Annotated in this window: 18 protein-coding genes and 1 tRNA gene; 14 read left to right on the top strand and 5 right to left on the bottom strand. The window is 68.1% G+C overall.

Annotated features, from left to right (window positions below):
- Positions 1-15: 15 nt before the first annotated feature.
- The gene (locus tag EV380_RS08205; protein ID WP_130450604.1) at positions 16-2034 is read right to left on the bottom strand and encodes a beta-galactosidase; all 2019 of its coding nucleotides are present in this window, start codon (positions 2032-2034) and stop codon (positions 16-18) included.
- Positions 2035-2140: 106 nt separating this feature from the next.
- Here EV380_RS08205 and EV380_RS08200 point away from each other — a divergent pair, with 106 nt between their 5' ends.
- From EV380_RS08200 to EV380_RS08180, 5 genes are all read left to right on the top strand, one after another.
- On the top strand, positions 2141-3154 hold the full coding sequence (locus tag EV380_RS08200; RefSeq protein WP_102159163.1) for a LacI family DNA-binding transcriptional regulator: 1014 nt from the start codon (positions 2141-2143) through the stop codon (positions 3152-3154).
- Between the two features lie 249 nt (positions 3155-3403).
- A complete protein-coding gene (locus EV380_RS08195) occupies positions 3404-4225 on the top strand; it encodes a helix-turn-helix domain-containing protein (RefSeq protein WP_165391913.1) in 822 nt (273 codons plus the stop codon).
- Between the two features lie 184 nt (positions 4226-4409).
- Positions 4410-4928: a hypothetical protein gene (locus EV380_RS08190; protein ID WP_102159155.1), complete on the top strand. Its 519-nt coding sequence runs from the start codon at positions 4410-4412 to the stop codon at positions 4926-4928.
- Positions 4929-5017: 89 nt separating this feature from the next.
- Positions 5018-6091 (top strand): acyltransferase family protein, encoded by a 1074-nt coding sequence (locus EV380_RS08185; RefSeq protein WP_102159154.1) that lies wholly within the window; start codon positions 5018-5020, stop codon positions 6089-6091.
- A 179-nt stretch (positions 6092-6270) separates the two neighbouring features.
- Positions 6271-6897 carry a hypothetical protein gene (locus EV380_RS08180; RefSeq protein ID WP_102159153.1) on the top strand — a complete coding sequence of 209 codons (627 nt, stop codon included), beginning with the start codon at positions 6271-6273 and terminating at the stop codon, positions 6895-6897.
- A 6-nt stretch (positions 6898-6903) separates the two neighbouring features.
- On the opposite strand, the gene EV380_RS08175 is transcribed toward EV380_RS08180, so the two are convergent.
- A complete protein-coding gene (locus EV380_RS08175) occupies positions 6904-7884 on the bottom strand; it encodes a MauE/DoxX family redox-associated membrane protein (RefSeq protein WP_130450600.1) in 981 nt (326 codons plus the stop codon).
- Between the two features lie 98 nt (positions 7885-7982).
- Here EV380_RS08175 and EV380_RS08170 point away from each other — a divergent pair.
- The 4 genes from EV380_RS08170 (at position 7983) to EV380_RS08155 (ending at position 11324) form a co-directional block, all read left to right on the top strand.
- A tRNA-Gln gene (locus tag EV380_RS08170) sits at positions 7983-8054 on the top strand.
- An 85-nt stretch (positions 8055-8139) separates the two neighbouring features.
- A complete protein-coding gene (gene glmU / locus EV380_RS08165; RefSeq protein WP_130450598.1) occupies positions 8140-9594 on the top strand; it encodes a bifunctional UDP-N-acetylglucosamine diphosphorylase/glucosamine-1-phosphate N-acetyltransferase GlmU in 1455 nt (484 codons plus the stop codon).
- 43 nt (positions 9595-9637) lie between these two features.
- Positions 9638-10618 carry a ribose-phosphate diphosphokinase gene (locus tag EV380_RS08160; protein WP_102159150.1) on the top strand — a complete coding sequence of 327 codons (981 nt, stop codon included), beginning with the start codon at positions 9638-9640 and terminating at the stop codon, positions 10616-10618.
- Between the two features lie 94 nt (positions 10619-10712).
- On the top strand, positions 10713-11324 hold the full coding sequence (locus EV380_RS08155) for an arsenate reductase/protein-tyrosine-phosphatase family protein (RefSeq protein ID WP_130450595.1): 612 nt from the start codon (positions 10713-10715) through the stop codon (positions 11322-11324).
- Between the two features lie 69 nt (positions 11325-11393).
- Here the strand turns inward: EV380_RS08155 and EV380_RS08150 are convergent, their stop codons facing one another.
- Positions 11394-12968, bottom strand: coding sequence for a tyrosine-protein kinase domain-containing protein (locus EV380_RS08150; protein ID WP_102159148.1), 1575 nt, complete (start codon positions 12966-12968; stop codon positions 11394-11396).
- 131 nt (positions 12969-13099) lie between these two features.
- The gene (locus EV380_RS08145; RefSeq protein ID WP_102159147.1) at positions 13100-13411 is read right to left on the bottom strand and encodes a PqqD family protein; all 312 of its coding nucleotides are present in this window, start codon (positions 13409-13411) and stop codon (positions 13100-13102) included.
- Positions 13412-13701: 290 nt separating this feature from the next.
- On the opposite strand from EV380_RS08145, the gene EV380_RS08140 reads away from it, so the two are divergent.
- From EV380_RS08140 to lepB, 5 genes are all read left to right on the top strand, one after another.
- A complete protein-coding gene (locus EV380_RS08140; RefSeq protein ID WP_102159146.1) occupies positions 13702-14319 on the top strand; it encodes a 50S ribosomal protein L25/general stress protein Ctc in 618 nt (205 codons plus the stop codon).
- 15 nt (positions 14320-14334) lie between these two features.
- Positions 14335-14916 carry an aminoacyl-tRNA hydrolase gene (gene pth, locus EV380_RS08135; RefSeq protein ID WP_102159145.1) on the top strand — a complete coding sequence of 194 codons (582 nt, stop codon included), beginning with the start codon at positions 14335-14337 and terminating at the stop codon, positions 14914-14916.
- Between the two features lie 217 nt (positions 14917-15133).
- Positions 15134-16378, top strand: coding sequence for a SufS family cysteine desulfurase (locus EV380_RS08130; protein WP_242607715.1), 1245 nt, complete (start codon positions 15134-15136; stop codon positions 16376-16378).
- The gene (gene sufU, locus EV380_RS08125) at positions 16375-16824 is read left to right on the top strand and encodes a Fe-S cluster assembly sulfur transfer protein SufU (RefSeq protein ID WP_102159143.1); all 450 of its coding nucleotides are present in this window, start codon (positions 16375-16377) and stop codon (positions 16822-16824) included. The genes EV380_RS08130 and sufU overlap by 4 nt, the downstream gene beginning before the upstream one ends.
- Positions 16825-16832: 8 nt before the next feature.
- Positions 16833-17579 carry a signal peptidase I gene (lepB, locus tag EV380_RS08120; RefSeq protein WP_102159162.1) on the top strand — a complete coding sequence of 249 codons (747 nt, stop codon included), beginning with the start codon at positions 16833-16835 and terminating at the stop codon, positions 17577-17579.
- Here the strand turns inward: lepB and EV380_RS08115 are convergent.
- A complete protein-coding gene (locus EV380_RS08115) occupies positions 17576-18604 on the bottom strand; it encodes a hypothetical protein (RefSeq protein ID WP_102159142.1) in 1029 nt (342 codons plus the stop codon). The two genes, lepB and EV380_RS08115, sit on opposite strands and share 4 nt — an antisense overlap.
- Positions 18605-18672: the final 68 nt, after the last annotated feature.

Below are 18672 nucleotides of genomic sequence, written 5' to 3'. Positions count from 1 at the left end.
CCGCGGCCGTCGGGATCAGCGGGCCAGCCGTACGACGGCGGTTCCGCCGGCCCCCAGCTGCAGCGTCCCGCCCGTTGCGGCGCCCGTGAGCAGGTCGACGCCGTCGACCGGGACCTCCGCGTCCGCGTCGGAGTGGTTGACGAGCGTGAGGTAGTCGCCCGCCTCCCCGCTGCGGGCGACCGCTTCGACGCCCTCGGGCAGGCCGGCGGGGGCGAGGCCGGCGTCCGCGTAGACGTCGCCCATGACGGTCTCGAGAGCGTCGGCGTCGAGCCGGGTCGAAACGTACCAACCGGTGCCCCGGCCGTGCTCGTTCCGCGTGATCGCCGGCTTCCCGGTCCCGGGGCCCTCGGCATAGGTCCCCCGTACGGCGGCGCTCGTGATCCGGAGGTCGTCGGCCCATTCGTCGGCGTCGAGGCGGTGGGAGGTGCCGTCGCCGGCGGCGTAGTCCACGGCCGCGCTCGAACCGGTGCGCAGCGGCAGGAACTCCTCGACGTCGCAGCCGAGCACCTCGCGCAGCGGGGCCATGAACCCGCCGGCGTGCACGGCGTCGTGCTCGTCCACGATGCCCGAGAAGTAGGAGACGACGAGCGTACCGCCGCCGGCGACGTACCGCGTGAGGTTCGCCGCGTCGTCGTTCCGGAGCAGGTACTGCGAGGCCGCGACGACCAGTTTGTAGCCGGAGAGGTCGGCGCCGGGCAGTGCGAAGTCGACCGTGATCCCGTCGCGCCAGAGGCGCTCGTAGAAGGCGCGGATGCGCTCGCGCGGGTCGAGATCCTGGACGGGGCGCCACTCGAGCGACTGCGCCCAGAACGATTCGAAGTCCCAGAGGATCGCGACGTCGGCCCGGACCCGGGACCCGCGGGACTCGGCCAGGCGGCCCAGCGAAGCGCCGAGCTGCACGACCTCCCGCCAGACGCGCGAGTCGGTTCCAGCGTGCGGGACCATCGCGGAGTGGAACTTCTCCGCGCCGGAGCGGGAGGCCCGCCACTGGAAGAACATGATGGCGTCGGCACCGCGGCCGAAGTGGGCGAGCGAGTTCCGAGCCATCTCGCCCGGGCGCTTGGCGATGTTGCGCGGTTGCCAGTTCACGGCCGAGGTCGAGTGCTCGAGCAGCATCCACGGCCTGCCGCCGCCGACGGAGCGGGAGAGGTCCGCGGCGATGGCCAGCCCGATGTGCGCCTCGGGGTCCGCGGCCGTGAGGTAGTGGTCGTCGGAGACGACATCGACCTCCCTTGCCCAGGCCCACAGGTCGGTCGTGAACTCCTGATTGGCCATGAAGTTCGTCGTGACTGGTTTGTCCGAGTGCGCCCGGATGGCGTCGCGCTCGGCGATGAAACACGCCCGCAGCTGGTGGTCGCTGAACCGCTTGAAGTCCAGGCGCTGGGCGGGGTTCACCGTGGTCGGCGCGGCGGCGGGGGCGCCCACGTGTTCCCAGTTGCTGTAGTGCTGGCCCCAGAAGGCCGTGCCCCACGCCTCGTTGAGGCCCTCGAGGCTGCCGTAGCGCTCGCGCAGCCAGTCGCGGAACGCGGCCACCGCATGCGGCGAGTAGTCTTCGGCCACCGGGACGCCGTATTCGTTGTGCACGTGCCACATCAGCACCGCCGGGTGGTCCCCGTAGCGCTCGGCGAGGGCCGAGGCGATCCGCACGACGGCGTCGCGGTACGCCGGTGCCGAGTGCGAAACCATGCCGCGTGAGCCGAAGCCGAGGACCTCGCCGTCGCGGTCGACGACGCGCGCGTCCGGGTGCGCGGCGAAGAACCAGGCGGGCGGGGAGGCCGTGGGGGTGGCGAGGTCGACAGCGATGCCGTTCTCGTGCAGTAGGTCGATGACGGTGTCCAGCCATTCGAAGTCGAAGACCCCCTCCTCCGTCTCGAGCAGCGCCCACGAGAAGATACCGATGCTCACCAGGTTCACGCCGGCGTCCTGCATGAGCCGCACGTCCTCGTGCCACGTCTCGCGCGGCCACTGCTCAGGGTTGTAGTCGCCTCCGTAGGCGATGTGCTCCAGGGCGGGCCAGGGGGATCGGTCGTTCATGAGGGCGCTCCTTCGTGAGTGTGGGGGATGGCAGGAGGTTCGCCCGGCTGGCACCACCTGTGACCGGTCACAGGCTAACGCAGGTCGGCTGGTAATGTACATCCCCATGGAACCTTCGAGCCGAACGGCCCGGCCGACGATCAGGGACGTCGCCGCCGCGGCAGGCGTCTCGCGGGGGACGGTTTCGAGGGTCATCAACGGCGGCCACTGGGTCTCACCCGAGGCACGCCGACTCGTGGAAGACGCGATTGCGGAGACCGGATACACCGTCAATCAACACGCGCGCAGCCTCGCGACCGGGCGGGCGAACTCCCTCGCCTTCCTCGTAACCGAGCCCCAGCACCTCCTCTTCGAGGACCCGACGTACTCGCTCCTGCTGCGGGGCGCCACGCAGGCGCTCGCGGAGCGCGGCATGACGCTCGTGCTGCTCATGGCCGGCACCGAGGGCGAACGTCGCACGACATTGGAGTACTTGCGCGCCGGTCACGTCGACGGCGTCCTGTTGATCTCCTCCCATGCCTCCGATCTCTACATCGGTGAACTCGCGGAGGCGGGCGTTCCCGCTGTCTGCAGCGGCCTTCCTGCCGGTCCTGCCGCAGGCGCCCCGGCCGTCTCCATCGACGAGGACGCTGCTACTCGGGCCATGGTGCGGCACCTGCGCGGGCGCGGCCGGCAGCGCATTGCGCATCTGGCCGGACCCGCGGACACCCCGGGCGGGCGGCTCCGGCATGAAGCTTTTCAGGACGAATTGGGGGAGGGGTACGACGCCCGGCTCGTCGAGGCGGGTGACTTCGGGCGCGCCTCAGGCGCGGCGGCCATGGAGCGGCTCCTGGCCGGCGGTGCGGACTTCGACGCGGTCTTCGCGGCTTCGGATGCCATGGCGGCGGGGGCGGTGTCCGTCCTGCGGCGCGAGGGGCTTCGCGTGCCGGACGACGTCGGGGTCGCCGGCTTCGACGATTCCGGACTGGCAGAGGCTCACGACCCTCCCTTGACGACCATCCGCCAGCCCTGGGAAGAGATCAGCCGGGAGATGGTCGCGTTGCTGCTCGAGGCGGTCAACGGAGCCCCGGCCCGGCAGGTCATGCTCCCGACCACGCTGGTGCAGCGCGCAAGCACCTGAGGGCATGACGCTGACTCCCGGCCGCCTGGCCGCGACGGCCAACGTTGGAACTTCCAATACACTGGGTTCCAGTCACCGTTGGGGGGAGAGCAGATGGTCAAGGCGCCTGAGCGCAGTGTTAGACGTGCCGCACTGGTTTACACGGCTGATCACGTCCAATTCGATGGTCAGACGTACCCGTCCAACGGCGAAGGCAACTTTGGCATCGTCGCTCCGAGGCAACGTGCCTGGGGTGCGACTGCGGACCGGATGGAGATCGGCGCAAGCGTCGTGCAGCGGATCAGTGTCCGCGCCGGGCAAGGGACACTGGTTCCCGGTACGCGTCAGGCGGAGCTCCTGACTCTGGGCCTCGTCGAGGAAGGGTCTCTGGAACTGAGCCGGGAGGGTGGAACCTCATTCACCGCATCTGCGGGTGATGTCTTCCTCTACCGGACCACCGAGCGCTACGACGTGGTCTGGAACGAGGATGTCGTGCTCCTGACCGCGGGCGTCCCGCTCGACGTCATCGACGAGTTCGGTATGGACCATGGCGTCGTCGATGGGCCTGTCGGGGCCGAAACCGGTCTGCTTGAGCCGACGCTGCGATTCCTTGGCGCGGCTGCGGACTTGGACGAAGGCGTGACGGCGCTGGACGCCTATTTCGTTGAGAAGCTGATTCAGGAGATGTTTGGTGCCTTGCTGCTCACGAGCCGTGGGCTGCGGGACGCCGTCGAGCGGGACGCGCCGGGACTGTACGACCGTGCCGTCGCGCTGATCACCGCTCGTCGCGCGGAATGCGACCTCACGCCGGAACGGATCGCCGGCGAGTTGAACGTGTCACTGCGCCACCTCCAGCGCGAATTCTCGCGGCACTCGACGTCGGTCGCCGCCACACTGCGCAGGCTACGCGTCGAGCAGGCGATCCACCTGCTGGCCGACCCGCGCTACGACGTGCTGGCAGTGCCGGATATCGCCTTCCACTCCGGCTTCGCCTCGCCACAGTTGCTTCGACGGGCGCTTGCAGCCCACGGTTGGGGGTCGCCGCTCGACATCCGTTCCAAGCGCCGCAAACACGCCGGCCTCGCGACATAGAGGACACTTTGCGCCATTAATGCTTCCTTATGCGCCAAGTGATTCCCCTCCCACTAGGGGAGAGGGTCGGCGTGAGTTTACCTGTACGAGGTGGCATCTTGCGTTTTCGTTGAGGTTTGCTCATGGAGACCTCCGCGCGAGGCCTGCTGCCCTCACATGTACATATTTCAAGGGGAGGCTTTTGATGGAAGAGAACAACAAAGCACAGGGTATCGGTCGGCGCGGTATCGTCAAGGGAGCGGCCTGGTCCGTTCCGGTGATCGCTGCGGCTGTCTCGGCGCCGATGGCGGCGGCCTCGGTCGTCGAGGCATGGGACGTGCGCGTCGTAGGCAACCCGGGTGTCCTGAACCTCGTTGCACAAGGGTTCGACGTCTTCAACGACGGCACGACCGAGGTGCCGGCCGGAACCCAGTTCCAGCTGAGCACCACGGGCATCTCACTGGATGTGCTCGGGTCGGACGGCCTGCTCGGGATCCTGGACGGTACGGTCTTCGGCATCGTCGAGATCGGCGACCAGAACAACGCGACGATCCAGCTCGACGAGCCGATCGTCGCCGGTGGCAGTGCCCGCATCAGCTTCGGTCTGCTCAGTGTCAACGTTGCTGCGTCGTTCACGCTGACCCTGCTGTCCACCGAGCCGGAAGGCGCGGTCGCGTCGAACAACTCGGACTCGTTCAGCTGCACGCTCATCTTCTGCTCCTAGTCGTTGAGGTGGTGCGCGCGGCGCATCTGCGTGAAGGCCGGCGCTGCGTGCGCTGGCCTTCACGCCATTAACGAGGAAGGATTCACCCAATGAGCGTTCCTGCAGCGGCCAGCGCCGCAATCCCGACGAGCCCACCCGGCCGGATCCCTGCCCTCGACCTAGCCCGCGGCATCGCCATCCTGGGCATGTTCTTCGCCCACGCGGCCCCTGTGGCGGCCGAGAGCCCGCTGGCCCTCAAAGCCCTCGCCGCAGGCGCTCAGGTGACGGCGCCCCTGTTCGTCATGCTCGCCGGGGTCTCCATCGGCCTGATGTCCGGAGGGGCGACTCCTGTTTCCCGTGGGCGGCGGGCGGGCACCATCGCCCAGTTGGCCCGTCGCGCGGGAGCGCTCATCCTGATCGGTCTTGTGCTCTGGCAGTTGAACTCGCGCATCGCAATCGTCATCGACTACATCGGCATCACGACGTTGCTGCTCCTGCTCGTGCTCTTCCTGCCGCGTCTCTGGCTGGTCGCAGTGGCGGCGGCCGCCGTCGTCGCCTCACCGATGCTGCACGAGTGGTCTCTAGCGAGCGGCCTCGCAGCCGAGGCGGCTGCCAACCCGGTGACCGCGAAAATCGTCTCGTGGCTGTTCGCGGGCCCGAGTTACTGGGCGCCGATGTTCCTCTTCTTCGCGCTGAGCGGCCTGATCCTCGCGCGATCTGATGTTCGCCGCCCGGCCACCGCTCGCTGGTGCATGCTCAGTGGGCCAGGCCTTGCCTTGCTGGGCGCCGCCTGTGCCGTCCTGACCGCCGACTCGGCCCACCCCGGTTCCAATTCGACGGCGGGAAATCTGGTCGCGATCGGTTGCGCGACTTCCGTCATCGGGTTCCTCCTGTGGATCTACCGACGCCAGGTGGGAGGATATCTGCCGCGAATGCTGGGTCCCGTCGAGGCTGCCGGGCGCATGCCACTGACGATCTACACGCTGCAGGTCTTCCTCTTTGCCGGGTTCGGGCGCCTTTTCGATGTGACCAATTCCTGGCCGTTCCTCATCGGCATCACGATTGTGAGCCTGGTCGGCGCTTGGGCGTGGATGCGCTTCGTCGCTTCTCAGGGGCCGCTTGAGCGTGTGGTGTCGTGGGCTTCGGGCCGATCGAAGTCCACTCGGCAGTTGGCGCGTTTGTAGACTCTGGGATCGTCGACTCCGGCTGAGATTTTCGGCACGATCGACTGTGAGCGACACCATACGCGACACAAATGAGGCATTTCGTGCCTACTATCGAGTAGTCGGATGCTCAGGTTGTTTTCAGTCTTCTAATAGGGAGAGGCGGGAACAAACCCGCAGACTCTATAGAGGGGGACAGCGTGCATCAGCACAATGCAAAGAATGATGGGATCGATCGGCGTACAGTCGCCAAGGGGGCGGCCTGGAGCCTTCCCGTGCTCGCCGCGGCCGTTGCCGCGCCGCACGCAGCAGCATCCGTCGAGCCGCCGGTTTGCCCGGAGTGCTTCACTGCGGGTATCGGTGCGGCCTTCACGGCGCAGTCGATTGTCCTGGGCAATACGGGAACGTTGACGATCGCCACCGTGCTCAACGTCAGCACGGAAACGTGTGCGGACCTGAGCCTCTTCCAGCCGGCGTACACGGCGGTCATGACCAGCGCCACGCTCACCATGACGGACGGATCGGTGCACACGTCGGCTCTCGGGCTCGGAACGGGCGTCGGCTCGTTCGGTGCGATCAGTGCGTTCAACTACAACGGCGTCTTCACCGGTATCAATTACCCGAACGATGCCATCCCGCCCTACGGTCCCACGGCGCCGGCACGTTTGTGCGTCGATTTCGAGATGATCGTTGTCGGCCTTCCGAGCCTGCTCGAGCTTCGCTGCCCGGTCTCGATCTGCTGGGACGTGACCGGCATGGTCTCGCTGGGCACGGTCATCCTCGGTGCTGGCACGGTCAACCACACCGGTGTCATGGCCGCCGGCTAAACGGCTTCATGCTCGAGTCGGGGCGCTCCTCGGCCAGACCTGATCTAGGTCGGCCAGGAGCGCCCTGATTTTTTCTGCTCCGACGACGGGCTCGATGGCGAACTTGGCGTCGTGGCCGATCAGGATGGCCGCCGGATACTGCTCCAACCCGATGAGGCGGGTGTTGGTTCGCGCGCTGTCGAGCAGCACGTCGCGCGGCTCGAGCGTGGGCGGGACGTTGCGTGCGATCTCGTTCTCGTTGACCACGAAATGTACGGGCCGCGCGGCAGGATCAGTTGACCTCCAGGCGAGGGCAGACTCCATGGCCAGCTGACTTTCCGCGTGCGAAGCCTGGACGAATACGAGAAGGATAGCGCCGGACCGTGCTGTACGGGCGAGTGGAAACAGAGAACCCTCCAGTGTCCTCAGTCCAAGTTCGCCCGCGTGGCGGACGACGTCGACTTTGTTTCCGGCGCTTTCGTAGGTGTCGCTGGTGGTCGCGCGCACGCCAAACCACACGATCGCGGCCAGTGCGACGACGGCGAGGGCGGACAACCAGCCGTGGCTCCATGGAAGCGCCCCGCTGCCGGTCACTGAAGTGACCAACGCGAGCCCCGAACCGGCCGTGAGGGCCTGATTGCGGCGAATAGTGTGGACCGACATCTTCGAGACGCTCTTGCCGAAGCAGTTGCAGCTGGCCTGTTCCTTGCGCGCGACCGCTGCGGAAACCATCCACCAGAAGCAGGCGAAGACTGCCGTGCTGGTGACAAGAGCAGCCGTGAACCACCATCCGGGGGCAAGGAGCAGAGCCAGCGCCAGGAGAGTCTCGCCTACGGGCAACGCCATCGCGAGCCACCGGTGCCGTAAGACGGGAGGCAGACGGAACGCCTCGAACGATTCCAGGGTCGCTTGGGGGGATCGAAACTTTGCTTGAGCCGCGAAAAGCAGGACTGCTGCCAGGAGTGCCGCAGTGCCGGCAGATATGGCAGCGAGTGCTATGGAGTTCATATCGTCGATAATACGGGCACAGGAGGCGCGTTGGCCTCCGCGTCTCGCGCATATGGCAGAATGGATGATCGTGTTCCGTGGTAGTACCGCGGATGCGGTCCGCCTTGGTGTAACGGCAGCACGCCGGCCTTTGGAGCCGTGCAGTCTAGGTTCGAATCCTAGGGGCGGAACACAGTGCGCGGATGAACAACCGATAGACTGAGCCGGCCCGGTCGCTGAGACCAGGCCTACGCAGTCGACCGCAGGGAGTAGAACTTGAGCGTGGAAGCCAACGCACCGGCCGCCGTCATCGTCTTGGCAGCAGGTGCCGGTACCCGGATGAAGTCCGCCAAGCCGAAAATCCTGCACGAGATCGGCGGCAAGTCCATGGTTGGCCACGCCATCGCCGCAGCCCGCAGCATCGCTCCAGAGCGCCTCGTCGCCGTCGTCCGCCACGAGCGCGACCGCGTCGTCGAGCACCTCCTGCGCATCGAGCCGGACCTGACGATCGCCGACCAGGACGACGTCCCCGGTACCGGCCGCGCCGTCCAGCAGGGACTTGAAGCCCTGCCCGAAGACCTCGAGGGCACCGTCGTCGTCACCTACGGGGACGTCCCGCTCCTCACCGGCGAACTGCTCGGCGAGCTCGTCGCCGCGCACCAGTCCGACGCCAATGCCGTCACGGTCCTCACTGCCCGCCTCGAGGACCCCACCGGGTACGGCCGCATCATCCGCGACGACGACGGCTCCGTCGCCGGGATCGTCGAGCACAAGGACGCGAGCGACGAACAGCGCGGAATCGACGAGGTGAACTCCGGCATCTACGCCTTCGACGCCGATGTGCTCCGCTCGGCACTCGGACAGGTCACGGTCGACAACGCCCAGGGCGAGATGTATCTCACCGACGTGCTTTCGATCGCCCGCGCCGGCGGAGGCCGCGTGGCCGCCGTCGTCACTGACGACGCCTGGCAGGTGGAAGGCGCCAACGACCGCGTCCAGCTCGCCGCGCTCGGCAAGGAGATGAACCGCCGGGTGTGCGTCAAGTGGATGCGCTCCGGCGTGACCATCGTCGATCCCGACAGCACCTGGATCGACGTCGATGTGGCCCTGAGCTCCGACGTCACCCTCAAGCCCGGCACGCAGCTCCACGGTTCGACGGCGGTCGGCACCGACGCCGTCATCGGTCCCGACACGACCCTCACCAACGTCCAGGTCGGCCGCGGCGCGAGCGTCAAGCGCTCGGACGTCACTGACTCGACGATCGGTGCGGGCGCCAGTGTCGGCCCGTTCGCCTACGTGCGCCCCAAGACCGAGCTCGGGGAGGCCGGCAAGATCGGCGCGTTCTACGAGACGAAGAACGCCAAGATCGGCAAGGGCTCCAAGCTCAGCCACCTGGGTTACTCCGGTGACTCCATCATCGGGGAGTACAGCAACATCGGCTGCGGCAACATCACCGCGAACTATGACGGCGAGACGAAGCACCAGACGGTCATCGGCTCGCACGTTCGCACCGCGTCGAACACCGTCTTCGTCGCCCCCGTGACCGTCGGCGACGGCGCGTACACCGGCGCCGGGGCCATCGTTCGAAAGAACGTCCCGGCCGGTGCCCTGGCACTCTCCATCGCTCCTCAGCGCAATTCCGAAGGCTGGACGCAGGTCAAGCGCCCGGGCACAGACTCCGCCGCAGCCGCGACGGCCGCCCTCGGCGCCACGGATGCGGTCGGCTCCTAAAACCCCTCTCAAGCATCCACCACTTACCCCAGGAAGAGGCCCCATGACGGAACTGCGCCGCCCCGATGACAAGAAGATGGTCGTGGCATCAGGCCGAGCCCACCCAGAGCTCGCCGAGGAGGTCGCGAAGGAACTGGGCATCGACCTCCTCCCGATGAGCGCGTACGACTTCGCCAATGGCGAGATCTACGTGCGCTCCGGGGAATCGGTCCGCGGCAAGGACGTGTTCCTGCTCCAGTCGCACCCCGCGCCGCTGAACAACTGGCTCGTGGAGCAGCTCATCATGATCGACTCGATGAAGCGCGCCTCGGCCCGCCGCATCACAGTCGTCTCCCCGTTCTACCCCTACGCCCGCCAGGACAAGAAGGGGCGCGGCCGCGAGCCGATCTCGGCCCGGCTGATCGCCGACATGTACAAGACGGCCGGCGCGGACCGCGTGATCAGCGTGGACCTGCACACCGCGCAGATCCAGGGCTTCTTCGACGGGCCCGTCGATCACCTGGTCGCGATCCCGCTGCTGGCCGACTACATCCGCGGCCGCGTCGGTTCCGACAACGTCACGGTCGTCTCGCCCGACACCGGCCGCGTGCGCGTCGCTGAGCAGTGGGCGGACCGCCTCGGTGGAGTCCCGCTGGCGTTCGTGCACAAGTCCCGCGACCTGACCGTCCCGAACCAGGCCGTGTCCAAGACCGTCGTCGGCGACATCAAGGACCGCACCTGCGTCCTGATCGACGACATGATCGACACCGGAGGAACCATCTCCGGTGCCGTCCGCGTTCTCAAGGACGCCGGCGCGAAGGACGTCATTATCGCGGCCACGCACGCCGTGTTCTCGGATCCGGCTGCCCAGCGCCTGTCGGAGTCCGGGGCGCGGGAGGTCGTCGTGACCAACACGCTGCCGATCCCGTCCTCCAAGCGGTTCAATAAGCTGACCGTCCTCTCGATCGCCCCGCTGCTGGCCCGGGCGATCAAGGAGGTCTTCGAGGACGGTTCCATCACGAGTCTCTTCGACGGCGCGAACTAGGCGCCGGACCGCCGCTTCGCCCCGAGGGGCGCCACCCGTTCGGTGGCGCCCTTCAGCGCATTATCGGGCGCCTGCGTGCCGATATGCTGGTGGGGTGGTCACACTCCTCACCGTCTGCACCGGCAACATCTGTCGCTCCCCGTTCGCGCACCTCTGGCTCGGCAACCGCCTCGACGAGATTGCCCCCGGGGCATTCACCGTGGCGAGCGCTGGAACGATGGGCCTGAGCGGCCGTCCCATGGACGAACGCAGCGCCGCGCGCCTCGCCGCCACCGGCGTGCCCGAGGGGGCGTATGCGGCGGGAACCTTCGCTGCGCGCCGGCTCGGTGATGCCGACGTGGCCGGCGCCGACGTCGTGCTGGCGCTCTCCCGAGAACACCGCGACGCGGTTATCCAGATGAGCCCGCGCATGCTCAAGCGGGCCTACACGGTACGCGAATTCGCCCGCCTCCTCACTCGCGTGTACGCCGAGGCCGGCGACGTGATCCCCGGCGGTGCGGCACCCGATCAGGTCGCGGTGCGCTGGAAGACGCTCATCAAGTACGCGACGCTCTTTCGTTCGGGCGCGAGCGCGCCGGGCGAGGAGGACGACGTCGTCGACCCCTACCGCTGCGAGGACGGCGTCTACGACGAGATGGTCGAGCAGCTGCTGCCGGCCCTGGAGACGATCGTCGAGCTTGAGCGGGTCGCGAGCACTCGCTCGTAACCCCCGCACAGAAGAAGGCGGCCAGTCGATTTCTCGACTGGCCGCCTTTTCGTTTGTCTGGGGACGTCTCTAGCGGACGTCTTCTCGGGGGCGGCGGGCGTGCCGGACCGGCTGGCCCGCGCCGATGGCCTGCGCGAACTCGTCGTCCGCGACGGGCACGTCCGGGGTCGGGGCCGGAGCCGGAGCGGACTTCTTCTTGCCCTTCGCGGCCTTCTCTTCCGAACTCGTGTAGTAGTAGTACTTCCCGTAGTACCCGTACTGCGCCGAATCCGCGCCCGTGGTCGGCACCTGGTTGAGGATCGTACCCAGAATGTGGGCGCCGACCCGTGTCAGGTTGCTAGTGGACTTCTCCAGCTCGTCGACGGTCGTGTGGCCGGCCTTGATCGTGATCAGGGCGCCGTCCGCGGCCTTCGCCAGGATCGCGGCGTCGGTGACGGGCAGCAGCGGCGGCGCGTCGACCAGCACGATGGCATCGCGCGAGAGTTCCGCGAGCAGATTCTTCATGGCCTTCGAGCCGAGCAGTTCCGACGGGTTCGGCGGGATGCGACCGGCGGCCAGCAGCTCCAGGGCAGGCGCGTCGGTGTAGGGCATCAGCACGTCGTCGAGATCTGCGGCCCCAGAGAGCACGTCGGTGAGGCCGGCGCCGGCGGGCAGGTGGAACAGGTCCGTCAGGACCGGGCGGCGCAGGTCGGCGTCGATGAGCACTGTTCGGCGGCCCGTGGCCGCGATGGCGACGGCAAGATTCGCCGAGATCGACGACTTGCCTTCACCCGGGACCGAAGAGGTGACGACGATGACGCGCGGCGGGTTGTCGACGTCCATGTAGGACAGATTGGTGCGCAGTTCGCGCAGGGCCTCGGCGAAGGCATGCGCGGCACGGTCGCTCGTCTTGGCGTTGCCGGACTCGACAACCTGGCGACCGCTTGAAAGCCGATTGTCGGCCGGGATGGTTCCGACGACGGCCTGGCCCGTGCGTTCCACCGCCTCGACGGAGCGGATCCGCCGGTCCAGGTGCTGGCGGATGAGCGCGTAGCCGAGCCCGAAGGCGAGGCCGGCGACGCCGCCGACGGCGAGGGCCAGCTTGGTGTTGGGGGAGATTGGCGATTCCGGCAGCGCCGCCCGGCCGAGGGGGACGATGCGCACTAGCGACGGAACGGCTTCGTCCTCGAAGCCGGCTGATTCGATCTTCTCGACCTCGTCGGCCAGCACCTCGACCCAGGCGTTTGCGATCTCTTGAGCTTCAGAGGGATCCGTGGAACGAGCGCTGACGCGGATCTCGGCCGTGTCGGAGGGTACCTGGACCGTGACGTCATTGAGCAGTTGGTTTTCCGCTGTGGTGAGCTCGAGCTCCTCCTTGACGGCGGCTGCGACCGGGCGCGTACTCGCGATGGACGAGTACGACGTGGCCTTGGACTTTGCGAGGTTGTCGCCGGCGGAGGCGAGCCCGACGTTCTCCGCCCCGCCGGTCGTCACGAGGCCGGAGGACGAGGCCTGGTAGATCTTCGGCTGCGTCAGAGTCCATGCGAATGCGAGGAGTACGGCTGCGAGCAGGATGGCGAGGATGCCGCGCCAGTAGCTGCGCACCACGGAGAAATAGTGGCGCAGGTCCGGGCCGGCCGTCGTCTCGACGTCTTGTGTATCCAATATGTCAGTCCCTCGGAAGAAAGCGCTCGTACTGGTTGTCGCGCGGCGAGGGACCCGCTATCCCCCCGGACCGGCCACGGCCCAATACGCGCAACGGAGTGAGCGTGCTAAAGCGTGTCTTGGTGATGAGTCTAGTCGTTGTGGGAAACGCCGGAGATCAAGTGGCGTCCGGCGAGTTCGTCGAGGAAGGCACAGACCTGCCCGAAAATGGCCTCAGGTGCGACGTCGTAACGTGCCGCAAGTCGTTCGACGAGGGCCTCGGTGGTGCCCCCGGCTGCGACCTCTTCCCAGACGGCAGCACCTGTTCCGGCGAGGATGAGTGGGACCTCCTGCCCGGGGCCGAGGGGCAGGACGGCGTAGCGCCCCTCATCCGGCGAGGGGACCTCGGCGACGTTCTCGGACCGGGACCACACGGTTCTGCGTTCCATGGCGGCGGCAGTCATGTCCCCATCCTAGGGGAGGCGGGGGGGCCGCGCCCGCTCCGGGCGAGGGGAGCCTCGTGTCCGTTCGAGGCCGGCACCGCTGGTAGGATGGTGCGGAATGCCCAGGCGAGGGAGCGGAACCACCCGGTACCGCTCCGTGATCGACGAGGTTAGAGGCCGCACTTGTGTGCCGGCCCCAGAATTTCGAAGGCGTCACCGCGCAGTCAGAGCTACGACAGGCTCCGCGCGGGCTCGACGCAACTGATCGGCACCCGGGCGTGAGTACACACCACGCACAGATGGAGTCACCCATGACTGATCAGATTCAGCTCCCCGTAGAGGTCCGCACCGAGTTCGGCAAGGGCTACGCCCGCCGTGCGCGCGCCAACGGCCAGGTCCCCGCGGTCATCTACGGCCACGGCACCGACCCGATCCACGTCCTGCTGCCGGCTCAGGAGGCCTCCCTGGCCCTGCGTCACAGCAACGTCCTGCTGGACCTCGACGTCGAGGGCAAGTCCCACCTGGTCCTGACCAAGGATGTCCAGCGCGAGGCCATCCGCGGCTTCCTGATGCACATCGACCTCCAGGTCGTCCGCAAGGGCGAGAAGGTTTCCGTGGACGTCAACGTCCACGTCGAGGGCGAGATCGCCGCCGGCGGCCTGCTCGACCAGGAACTGTTCTCGGTGAACATCGAGGCCGAGGCAACGCACCTGCCCGACTTCGTCACCTTGAACGTCGAGGGCAAGGAAGTTGGCGACATCATGCACGCCTCCGACCTCATCCTGCCCGAGGGCACCGAGCTGCAGATCGACGCCGACGCCGTCGTCGCGACCGTGCACGCGCCGCGCGCCGAGACCGCTGCTTCGGCCGACGAGGCCGCCGAGGGTGGAACCACCGCGTCCGCCACCGAGGCCAAGTCCGCCGAGTAAGACTCCGCTTCATAGATGTCTCAGGACACCTGGTTGGTAGCCGGGCTCGGGAACCCCGGGCCCGGCTACGCCAATAACCGGCACAATATCGGCCAGCACGTCGCCGACGAGTTGGCGGTCCGGATCGGCGCCAACTTCAAGACCCACAAGGCCCGCGCGCAGGTCGCCGAAGGGCGCCTCGCGATCGGCGGTCCCCGGGTCGTCGTGGCCAAACCCATGACGTTCATGAACCTCACCGGCGGTCCCGTGTCCGCGCTGAGCAAGTTCTATTCGATCCCGCCGGCGAACATCGTCGCCGTGCATGACGAGATCGACATCGACTTCAACACGGTCAAGCTCAAGCTCGGTGGCAGCGAGGGCGGCCACAACGGGCTACGGGACATGTCCAAGGCCCTCGGCACCAAGAACTACGTGCGCGTGCGCGTCGGCGTCGGCCGCCCGCCCGGGCGAATGGACGCTGCCGCCTTCGTTCTCAAGGACTTCAACGCGGCCGAGCGCAAGGAACTGCCCTTCCTCATCGACGACGCCGCCGACGCCGTCGAGCTGCTCATCGGCTCCGGACTCGAGGCCGCACAGGCGCGCTACTCGGGCCGCTAGCGCGTCCCGGTGCATCCCCGCGGTCTCCGGGTTAGGGTCGACTCACGTGTCAGCGGCACCCACAAGTGGGATGATAAGGGCACAAGTTTGTAGCGAAATTAGTTTTCGACCGAAGGACAGGCCCGTGGCCGCAGCACAGAACGTTTCCGAGGCGTCCTCCTCCCTCGACGCCGGCACGCAGCACGCCGAATCCCTCGACGCGCCGGAGGTCGCGCGCCTGCGCGCCGACTTCCCCATCCTGGCCACGCAGGTCGGCGGACAGCCGCTGGTCTACCTTGATTCGGGTGCCACCAGCCAGAACCCGCGTTGCGTGATGGAAGCGGAACAGCAGTTCTACGAGCAGTTCAACGCGGCCGTGCACCGCGGAGCACACACGCTCGCCGTCGAGGCGACGGACCACTTCGAGGCGGCACGCGCCGCCGTCGCACGCTTCGTCGGCGCCGCCGAGGACGAGATCGTCTGGACCTCGAACGCCACCGAGGCGCTGAACCTGATCACCTACGCGTTCTCCAACGCGTCCATCGGGCGCGGAGGGCCGGACGCTGAGCGCTTCCGCCTCGGCCCCGGCGACGAGATCGTCGTGACCGAGCTCGAGCACCACGCGAACCTCATCCCCTGGCAGGAGCTCGCCTTCCGCACCGGCGCCGACCTCAGGTACATTCCGGTCGACGCCACGGGTGCCCTGCGCATGGATCTCGCGCCGGAGATCATCACCCACCGGACGCGCATTGTCGCATTCACCCACGTCTCCAACGTGCTCGGCACGATCACCGACGTCGCGGCGCTCGTCGCGCTGGCCCGCGAGGCCGGCGCGTTCACGGTCCTCGACGGATGCCAATCCGTGCCGCACCTGCCTGTGGACGTCAAGGCCCTGGGCGTCGACTTCATGGCCTTCTCCGGGCACAAGATGCTCGGTCCCACGGGCATCGGCGCGCTCTACGGGCGCCGCGAGCTGCTCAACGCGATGCCCCCGTTCCTGACGGGCGGGTCCATGATCACGACCGTCACGATGGAACGGGCAGAGTTCCTCCCGGCCCCCAACCGGTTCGAAGCCGGCACTCAGCGTATCTCGCAGGCCGTCGGCCTAGCCGCCGCCGTCGGCTACCTCGAGGAGGTCGGCATGGGCCGCATCGCCGGATGGGAGGAGCACCTCGGCGCGCGCATGGCCGAGGGGCTCGCCGGCATCCCCGGCATTCGCCTGCTCGGGCCCGACGGACTCGCGCGCATCGGCACCGCCACGTTCGACGTGGAGGGGGTGCACCCGCACGACGTCGGCCAATTCCTCGACTCCCGCGGCGTCGCCGTCCGCGTGGGTCACCACTGCGCCCAGCCGCTGCACCGGGCGCTCGGCGTGACGGCCACGACGCGTGCGAGCACCTACCTGTACAACACTGAGCAGGACGTCGACGCGATGCTGAGCGCCGTCGCCGACGTCCGTGGATTCTTCGGAGCGAACGCATGAGCGGCCTCGAGCAGCTGTACCAGCAGATCATCCTCGACCACGCCAAGCGCCGCGTCGGCGACGGGTTGCAGGAACCGGCGACGGAGGGCGGCCGGAGCGGAGAATCCCACCAGCACAACCCGATCTGCGGCGATCAGATCCGGCTGCGGGTCGAACTCGACGGCCGGCGCATCGCCACTGTCTCCTGGGAGGGTAACGGCTGCTCCATCTCGATGGCTTCCGCGTCCGTCCTCACCGAACTCGCCGAGGGCCTCGAACAGGATGAGCTGCTCGAGCTGATCGACGTCTTCCGCGAGCTGATGCGCTCGCGCGGCAGCATCGAGGCCGACGAAGAGGTGCTCGGCGATGCCGCGGCCTTCGCCGGGGTCGCGAAGTTCCCGGCCCGCGTGAAGTGCGCAATGCTCGCCTGGGTCGCGGCCGAGAACGCTCTGCTCGCGGCCGCGTAGGGACGATGATGGGAGAACAGGAAGAGCCTCGGGTGCCGGCCGCCGACGCAGAGGCGCCCCAGGAGTCAGCCGCAACGAAGCGCCGCTGGCCCGCCGGCGTGGGGTTCGCCCTGAACGTGCTCGTCGCACTGCTCGTCGTTTCCCTGGTACAGGGCTTCGTGGTCAAGGTCTTCAACGTCCCGAGCGGCTCCATGGAGCAGACGCTCGGCGTCGGGGATCGGATCCTCGTGAACCGTCTCGCCTACGGGGGAGCGGATCCGGAACCGGGCGACGTCGTCGTGTTCGCCGCCGCCGGCGACTGGGAACCGGCCGCCGCGCCGAAAGGGCCGCTGCGCCGGGCCGCCGAGTTTTTTGGCGATCTGACCGGCATCGGCCCCGCGAGCCACCACTACCTTGTCAAGCGCGTCGTCGGAACCTCAGGGGACACGGTCGAGTGCTGCGACGATGCCGGCAGCGTCCTGCTCGAGGGTGAACCGCTCGATGAGCCTTACATCCACAACGACTACCCGTTCGAGCCGGGTGTCCAGGATTGCACGAGTGACGTGCGCTCCCTGCGCTGTTTCGGCCCCCTCGAGGTGCCGGAGGGCTCCTTGCTCGTGCTCGGGGACCACCGCTCGAACTCTGCAGATTCCGTCATCGGCTGCCGCGGCCGCGATCCCGGCGATGGGGAATGCCTGCGTGCCGTCGACGCGGACACGGTTGTCGGCCGGGTTGTGCTGAAGATCTGGCCCTTGGGACGCGACGGGCTCGACTAGTCGACCGCGCGACTGGTCTCGAGTAGGCCGTGAGCGACCATGTCCGCCACGTGCGCCTCCAGCAGCTCTCCCGCTCGCGGGTGCTCGCCGGCCGCCGCGACAACGGCTGCCAGCAGGTCGTCGGCCGTCTGCCACGCTGCCGCGGCCTCCCAGAGAATCGGCCCTAGGCCGTGCAGGACTGCCAGCTCTTCGCCGCAGAGGACGGCAACGGCGTCGTCTTCGGCCTCGGTGATCCGCACGGCGTCGGCGGGGACGATCCTCCGGTACTGCAGCGTTCCGGGCACCGGCGGCGCGTCGCTGCGGGTGAGATCCACCGGTTCCCACCCGCCGCCGGCGACAGTCGGGGCAGCGGCCAGAAGCTCGCTCGTCAGCTCGGCGAGCTGCGCCGACTCGCCGTACTCCAGTCGCAGGGCCCCGCCGCACGCGTCCAGCGTCCGGCACAGCTGGACCAGGCCGCGGTCGAGCCAGGCGAGGCCGGAGGTCTGCGGGCTCAGGTGCTCCAGAGCCTCTGCCAGAGGCATGGGCTGCGCGACGGCGGAAGCGCGACCGGGCTGGCGGTCAAGGACGGCGACCCGGCTGAGCGTGGCCCCCTCGACTGCGGGCAGCAGTCCGAGCTCGTCTGGCGCGGCCTGATCCTTAGGGCGCAGCCCGGACTCCGGCAGGAGCGAGAGCGGTTTGGGGAACGGGCGGACGGTCCGGGTCTCGTCGACGGCGACCGTCTCATCGGTGAGATAGGCGAACGATCGTCCCAGGGTGCGCGTCGCCGTCGTCTTGCCCGTGCCGCTCTCGGCAACGAGCGCAATGGCGCGCCGGGTGACGGGATCCGCGAGGGCCGCCGCGTGAAACATCAGCAGCTCGCCGCGGCCGGACTCGATCGCGCGGCTCGTCGCCGTGTAGACGAGCTCTTCGTGGAAGTTGGCCCAGGCCTGCTGGGGTCGGCGCACGAGTGAACCCTTGCGGTCCCGGGCGTCGATGGCGTCGACGGGCAGTAGCCGGGCGTCGCAACGCGACCACGCGGCCGCCAAGAGCGCCGCCTCGGAGGGAGAGAGGTCCGTCGCCGTGATCCGGCCGCCTAGGACGCGGGCGGTGAAGG

The organism is Zhihengliuella halotolerans (assembly GCF_004217565.1).
GTDB classification, from domain to species: domain Bacteria; phylum Actinomycetota; class Actinomycetes; order Actinomycetales; family Micrococcaceae; genus Zhihengliuella; species Zhihengliuella halotolerans.
This window is presented reverse-complemented; position numbering and strand designations above follow the sequence as displayed.